The following is a 6,000-nucleotide window of genomic DNA, read 5'->3' on the forward strand; positions in this document are numbered from 1 at the left end:
CACACAGGGGGCCTTGCATAGGAGAATGGTTAAATGGTTAGGTAATTACATGGTTATTTTATGCGGCAGCTTCAACCGAATTATTTGAATGGAAAAGGCCTTCTGGAGCCATACTCGCTTCTGCAGCAGCAGGTGCTGCAGAAGCTTGTGCTATTGAAGCTGTTCCAGTCCTTGGGTTGAGGTGCCTCGTGAGATCCGGTGCCGCAGGCAGCCTGAGCGACAGCGAGTCAAAAAGGGGCCCCTGCACCCCTGGCAGGAGGGAATGCAGCACCGATGCCCAAGGACGAGGCCCCGCTTGCATAGGGCCCCTACCCCAGCCGTGAGCGCTCAGCGCCACTAATATGCAACAAAACAGGGCAAGGGCTCTGGATAGGGCAGCAGCGAAGAGTGGTGGAACCTAATCTTTACAGCAAAATGCGTAACATCAGTTAGAAAAGCAGTGGCAATGCACACAATCTCATAACTTTTGACTTTCTCGCACTGTTATCTTAACTTGATAGAATAAACTCACACCCTGTTCCCCTCTATGAAAGGACTTTGGCTTTTAATTGCTGCCTTAGTTACAGCCGCACCGGCTATAGCACAACAGGGTGTCACCCCCATCCGCACGAATGTAGAGGTGCTGAAAAACGTAGCCATTGCGGCCGAGAAAGATTACAAAATAAACCGAGCCAGGGCCATAGACCTTGCCAACCAAAACGGCTGGGTAATCGAGAGAACCTACAAAGACGGCACCCACATGTCGCTGCAGGGCCTCGATGCCAAGGGCCTGCCCATCTACTACATTACCTACAACAACAGCCGCGCAGCTGCCACCACCAAAACCGATCAGCTTTGGGCGGGCGGCGGGCTGGGCCTGAACCTGAGCGGCGCCAGCAGCAGTGTTGCTACCAAGCTGGGCGTTTGGGATGCCGGCCGTGTACTCGAAACGCACCAGGAACTGCGGGGAAAGGTGCTGCAGAAAGACAAGGCCTCCAAAGCAGACGATCACGCTACGCACGTTGCAGGTACCCTCGTAGCCAGCGGCATAAATGGCTTTGCCAAAGGAATGGCGTTCGGGGTAACGCAGCTGCAGGCCTACGACTATAACAACGATGTATCGGAGATGGCGGCGGCAGCCAGCAACCTGCTGGTCTCTAACCACTCCTACGGCTCCATTGCCGGCTGGCACTACAACTCCGACCGCAAAGGCACCGAAGAAGATCCGTTCTGGGAATGGTGGGGCGACCCGGAGATTAGCGACACTGTAGATTACAAATTCGGCTACTATAGCGAAGTGGCTACCTCCTGGGACCGCATCGCGTTTAACGCGCCGTATTACCTGATCGTGAAATCAGTTGGCAACAACCGCAGCGACACGGGCCCGGCCGTGGGCGACCCTTACTACAAACGCAGCCGGAAGGGCGATTTTACGCTGGAAGCCTCGCGCCCGGCCACCATCAGCAAAAACAACGGCTACGACGTTATCCCGACTTACGGCACGGCCAAAAATATACTCACGGTAGGAGCAGTTGCCGCCATACCCAACGGGTACAACAAGCCCTCCGATGTAACCATCTCAGGCTTCAGCAGCTTCGGCCCCACCGACGATGGCCGGATTAAGCCCGACATTGTGGGCAACGGCGTGGCGGTACTCTCCACCAGCAGCACCACCGACTTTGCCTACCGCTCCTCCAACGGCACCTCCATGGCCTCCCCGAATGTGGCCGGTACACTGCTGCTGCTGCAGGAACACTATGCCAACCTGAACAATGGCGCGTTGATGCGTGCCGCCACCCTAAAAGGATTGGCCATACACACAGCCGATGAGGCTGGTCCCTCTCCCGGCCCCGATTACAGGCATGGCTGGGGTCTGTTAAATGCCGACAGGGCCGCCAACGTAATCTCGAATACCGATAAGGCACACCTGGTGCAGGAAAGGAGCCTGAACCAATCGCAGACCTACACCTTACAAGTAGTGGCCTCCGGTTACGGTCCTTTGGTGGCCACCATTTGCTGGGCCGACCCAGAAGCTGCCTCAACACCAGTAGGTAAAGAGGCGCTGAACAACCGTACACCCCGCCTGGTCAACGACCTGGACCTACGCATCAGCGGCCGCGGCACCACGCACCTCCCCTGGACCCTCAACCCGTTGAGCCCTGCAGAGCCTGCACAACCCGGCAACAACATCCTGGACAATGTAGAGCAGATCACCATTGCCAATGCCGTTCCCGGCGAAACCTACACCATCACCATCTCGCATAAAGGAGCACTCCGCAATAGCAAGCAGGATTATTCGCTGCTGGTGAGTGGTGTTGGCGGCAAGGCTTCTTGTGCCAGTGCTCCCTCCTCTGATGCTGGTGCCCGCATAAACAGCTTCTCCCTGGGTTCCTACGCGCTTACAATGCCCGCTACCGGCTGCTCCACCACCCGCGATTATACAGCTAACGCCCCCATTTTTTTTGAACCGGGTCAGACACAGACTTTGACCATAGTAACCGGCACCTGTGGCGCAGAGGCTCCCACAGCTGCCAAAGCATTTTTTGACTGGAACAATAACGGCAACTTTACTGATTTTGGCGAAGAAGTATTGTTTTCCAGCTCAGGCGGCACCTTAACAGCCTATGTAACCGCACCAGGCACTGTAGTGGCTGGGAATAAACTTCGGATGCGCCTGGTACTGCAGGAAACTACGGATGCCAGCACCATAACTGCCTGCGGCTCCTACACACGCGGCGAAACGCAGGACTATGTGGTACAGCTCATCCGGCAGCAGCACGATGTGGGCATTACCAGCATATCGGTACCTGGCGGCTCCCTCTGCGCCACCCCGGCCCAGGCGCTGGTGGTGAGAATACGAAACTTTGGAGCAGCGTCACAAAGCAATATTCCAGTGTCGGTGAGCGTGCTGCAAAATGGTACTGCTGTAGCCACCTTAACTGGCGTTTACGATCGTACACTGGCTCCTTTTTCGGAAGAAGAGATGCTGCTGGAAGGCAACTTTGCCACAGGGGCAGGCGCCTCCTACGAACTGATAGCCACCTCTGAACTCCTGACCGATGTGGTGGCTGCCAATAACCGCCTCACCCGCACCATTTCCATCAGTGCGCCTGCTGCGCCGCCACAGGCTATGGCCGTACGCTGCGGAACCAGCTCGCAGTTCACCCTCAACAGCTCAGGCGGAAGCTCCACCTATTGGTATGCCACGCCTGATGCCACTGTTCCGGTGGCGGCCGGCCATCTGCTATCGGCAGACCTGGGGCAGGTAAACAATAATCTATATGTGGCGCTCAACGATTTTTCTGCTACCATCGGGCCGGCCACGAAAAGTTTCGCCACGGGCGGGGGCTATAACCAGTTTACGCCTGATGTGCTGGTTAGCACCCATGCGCCCATGCTGCTCGAAAGTACCCGCCTCTACATTGGCCATAGCGGCAAAATAACATTTACCGCTTTTAATGAGGATGGTGCCCCTGTCTCCAGCCGCACCCTGAACGTAGTGGCGACCCGCACCACCCCTGCCACAGGCGTGCAACCCGACGACCCTGCCGACACGGGCGCCGTGTACTACCTCGGGCTGGCGCTGCCGGAAGCCGGAAACTACAGAATCGGCATTGCCTACGAAGGCGGCGCCACTATCTACCGAAACAACGAGGGTGTAGAGGGCTATCCGTTTGGCATATCGAATGTCTTCACCATCACAGGCTCTTCTGCCAACCCGGGCCCGCTCAGCTACTTCTATTACTTCTACGACCTGAAAATCAGTGCGCTGGGCTGCCAGAGCGAACGTGTGGCAGCAGAGATTACAACAGGTACTGCCATTCCGCAGCCAGCTGTTACCCGAAATGGCAAAACCTTAGTATCGTCGGCAACGACAGGAAACCGCTGGTACCTGAACGGCCGGCTGTTGGTTGGTGCCACGGGCAATACCTATGTGCCCGAGGAGAGTGGCAGCTACAGTGTAACGGTGTCACATGATGGCTGCATCTCGGAGATGTCGGTTCCTTATACTTACATTTTCCGTCCGGATGTACGGGAACTAGGGCCGGAGCTGATTGCCTCACCGAACCCCAGCTCGGGCCGCTTTAGGCTGGAACTGGAAACAGATCGGTCGGAGGATATCACCTTTGAGGTAACGGATATGGTCGGACACCTGTTGTACACCGGCAAGGTGGAGCAGCGGAACGGGCAGTATGAAGGCTTTATCGATTTGTCGGGGCGGGCATCGGGCGTGTACCTGCTGCGGGTGCAGCATGGCCCCAGGCAGTATACCAAAAAGCTGGTGGTGCAGCGATAGCATCCGTTTTCAGTCGAGCCGATCCTCTGGATTAGCATCGGAAGCTTTGTTTCTCACCAGCTCTTTATGCGCAATTTATTGTGCAAAAGCCACAGCATAAGGCAGCTCTTTCTACCTTTAGATATTCACAACTACCCCCTTATGAAAAAGACGATCCTTTCGCTGATGCTGATGCTCCTGCTCCTATTGGCAGGATGTACTACACCGCCTTCTACGCAAAGCCATTCTCCTCAATCTTTCTACAACAGCCTGGCTGTTTTGTGCGGCAAATCTTTTCGGGGAACAGTAGTACACCCTGCTGATGGCACCGATCCATTTGCCGGCAAAGCCCTGGTGATGCACGTGCAAACCTGCTCCGACACCACCCTTCGGGTGCCATTTACGGTGGGCGAAGACAAATCCCGCACCTGGCTGATCCGCAAAACGCCTGAAGGCCTGCAGCTCAAGCACGACCACCGCCACGAAGATGGCACCCCGGATGAAATTACCATGTATGGCGGCATCTCTACGGCCCCGGCAGAATCGCTCACGCATTCCTTTCCCGCCGATGCCCACACCGCACAGTTACTGCCTGCCGCCGCCACCAACGAATGGACCCTGGCCATCAGCCCCGACGGCAGTACCTTCAGCTACATCCTCAAACGCGACAACCAGCTCCGCTTCCAGGCCGATTTCGACCTGACAAAGCCTTTGGAGTGATGGTTAAATTGCTGGATTGTTGAATGGTTAAATTGTTTAATTGCTGATCTGGTGACGAGTGTCTTGCTTAACGAGGCAGCTTCATCTCATTGTGCGTGAATCAGCAACAGCAGCAGGAGCAGCAGAGGCTCCGGAGGGGTATCTTTATTCAAATAATTTGATTGTATAGACTACGAAGGGGTTTTTATATTCAGCTAAAAAGTATTACTTATCCCTCTCGCGAGCTTTCAGCTCGTGGTTCAGTATGATTCGAGCTTTCAGCTCGCGGGAGTAGGCCAACAGGCCATGTTCCTCCACCATGTTAGAAGAATTACCTTCTTGTAAACTACTTTATGATCATAAGTTGGAGTAAGGATCCATGCGAGCTGAAAGCTCGCGGCAGGAATACTGAATCCATGCTATACACTTCAATTATTCTAATGAAAATGCCCCTGCTGCACCTCAGAAAAGTCCTGGCCTACATATGCAACTTTCTAACTCTTACCTTTCTAACTAAAAAAGAGCGCCACCCTTTGCAGGAGATGACGCTCTTTTTTTATGTGATAGTGTGGGAGTGGCTACAGGTCTTCTTCGCGCACCAGCATCAGCACAGCGCTTTGCGGCACGATAAAGTATTTCTCGCCCAGATAGTTGATTTCGATGGCATCGCGCTGCAGGTAAATAGCCAGATCTCCTTCTTTAGACTGCAGCGGAATGTAGCGCACCATCTCTTCCTCGTCTTCGCGTTCCCAGGGTTCTTCGTCAAAACCGTAGTCAGCCGGGATGGGGTAGCCGGGGCCTACTTTCATGATGTAGCCTTCCTGCACCTTCTCTTTTTCCTGCACGCCCGGCGGCAGGTACAAACCGCTTTTGGTCTGCTCCCGTGCTGATTTTGGCTTAATCAGCACCCGATCTCCCACAATGATTATTTTCTCCAGTTTATTCTTTTCAGAAACCCTCATTGGTAATGTACTCATGATTAAAATATATCGTCTGCTTTACTCTCTCCTTCAGGCCAGAGGTTTAGCCACAAAATTAATCAATTT

3 protein-coding genes are annotated in these 6,000 nt (G+C 54.5%); 2 read left to right on the top strand and 1 reads right to left on the bottom strand.

Annotated elements, in window-relative coordinates:
• Nucleotides 1–526 precede the first annotated feature (526 nt).
• A complete protein-coding gene (locus FJM74_RS18165; RefSeq protein WP_187264060.1) occupies nt 527–4,276 on the top strand; it encodes a S8 family serine peptidase in 3,750 nt (1,249 codons plus the stop codon).
• A 141-nt stretch (nt 4,277–4,417) separates the two neighbouring features.
• The gene (locus FJM74_RS18170) at nt 4,418–4,975 is read left to right on the top strand and encodes a hypothetical protein (RefSeq protein ID WP_187264061.1); all 558 of its coding nucleotides are present in this window, start codon (nt 4,418–4,420) and stop codon (nt 4,973–4,975) included.
• 557 nt (nt 4,976–5,532) lie between these two features.
• Here FJM74_RS18170 and FJM74_RS18175 read toward each other — a convergent pair.
• A complete protein-coding gene (locus FJM74_RS18175) occupies nt 5,533–5,916 on the bottom strand; it encodes a co-chaperone GroES (protein WP_187264069.1) in 384 nt (127 codons plus the stop codon).
• Between the last annotated feature and the right edge of the window lie 84 nt (nt 5,917–6,000).

This window comes from Pontibacter beigongshangensis, from assembly GCF_014332515.1.
GTDB lineage: Bacteria > Bacteroidota > Bacteroidia > Cytophagales > Hymenobacteraceae > Pontibacter > Pontibacter beigongshangensis.

Excerpts from the sequence above, each read along its gene's own strand:
- FJM74_RS18165 (WP_187264060.1), top strand. The coding sequence starts at position 527 with ATGAAAGGACTTTGGCTTTTAATTGCTGCCTTAGTTACAGCCGCACCG.
- FJM74_RS18170 (WP_187264061.1), top strand. The coding sequence starts at position 4,418 with ATGAAAAAGACGATCCTTTCGCTGATGCTGATGCTCCTGCTCCTATTG.
- FJM74_RS18175 (WP_187264069.1), bottom strand. The coding sequence starts at position 5,916 with ATGAGGGTTTCTGAAAAGAATAAACTGGAGAAAATAATCATTGTGGGA.